The sequence below is a fragment of the Bradyrhizobium sp. CAR08 genome, assembly GCF_052871955.1.
Window position 1 is genome coordinate 1 of sequence record NZ_JBIXJX010000082.1, and the last position, 1,154, is coordinate 1,154.

A 1,154-nucleotide genomic window follows, 5' to 3' on the forward strand; every position below is an offset into this window, starting at 1 on the left:
CATGAGGCCGGTGCGAAGACGGCCGATTTGGCACGCAAGCACGGCGTCTCGGAAGCGACGCTTTACAACTGGAAGTCCAAATTCGGCGGTATGGACGTCTCGGATGCCAAGCGGCTACGGCAGCTTGAGGACGAGAACGCCAAGCTGAAGAAGCTATTGGCCGAGCAGATGCTGGATGCGGCGGCGCTGCGTGAGCTTCTTTCAAAAAAATGGTAGGGCCCGCCGCCAAGCGCGAAGCTGTCGCGCATCTGCAGGCCGAATTGGGACTGTCAGAACGGCGGGCCTGCATCATCGTCAGCGCCGACCGCAAGATGATCCGTTATCGGTCGAGCCGGCCGCCCGATGCCGAACTGCGGGTCCAACTGCGCGAACTGGCCAACGCCCGCCGGCGCTTCGGCTATCGGCGGTTATTCGTGCTGCTGCGTCAGCATGGCGAGCCGTCCGGGCTGAACCGTATCTACCGGCTTTATCGGGAGGAAGGCCTCAGCGTGCGTAAGCGCCGGGCTCGCCGCCGCGCGGTCGGCACCCGGGCGCCGATCCTGCTCGAGGCCCGGCCGAATGCCCATTGGTCGCTGGATTTTGTCCATGACCAGTTTGCCAATGGGCGCCGGTTCCGGATCCTCAACATCGTCGATGACGTGACCCGGGAATGCCTGGCGGCGATCCCCGATACTTCGATCCCGGGACGGCGGGTGGCGCGCGAGCTGACGGCGTTGATTGGTCGCCGCGGCAAGCCTGGCATGATCGTCTCGGACAACGGCACCGAGTTCACCTGCAACGCCATTCTGACTTGGTCAGAGGACAACCAGATTGCCTGGCACTTTATCGCGCCAGGCAAACCGATGCAGAACGGCTTCTGTGAAAGCTTCAACGGCCGGATGCGAGACGAGCTTCTCAACGAAACCCTGTTCTTCGGCCTTGATCACGCCCGAACCAGGATTGCGGCGTGGGCCGATGACTACAATAGCCACCGCCCGCATTCGTCGCTGGGCTATCTGACACCCGCGGCCTATTCCGCCAACCTCACCGCAACGTGCGACCGGCTGCGCAACCCCGACCAGCTCCGCCAATCGCACGTTGTTCACCCCGCGCCAAACGGCGTAACATCCGCCGAGACTCTAATCGCCAATGGATGAAAGTTCAGCGGCAGGTCA

At 62.9% G+C, this 1,154-nt stretch carries 1 protein-coding gene; it reads left to right on the plus strand.

The window, feature by feature from the left end; translation table 11 throughout:
- Positions 1-1,136, plus strand: a protein-coding gene (locus tag ACIPUD_RS39790) for an IS3 family transposase (RefSeq protein ID WP_446482993.1) whose coding sequence is annotated in 2 segments (ribosomal slippage) — positions 1-202 and positions 202-1,136 — 1,137 coding nt annotated over the 2 segments. Because the reading frame shifts where the segments join, the coding sequence is not laid out codon by codon here. This gene is flagged as partial in the annotation.
- Positions 1,137-1,154 lie beyond the last annotated feature (18 nt).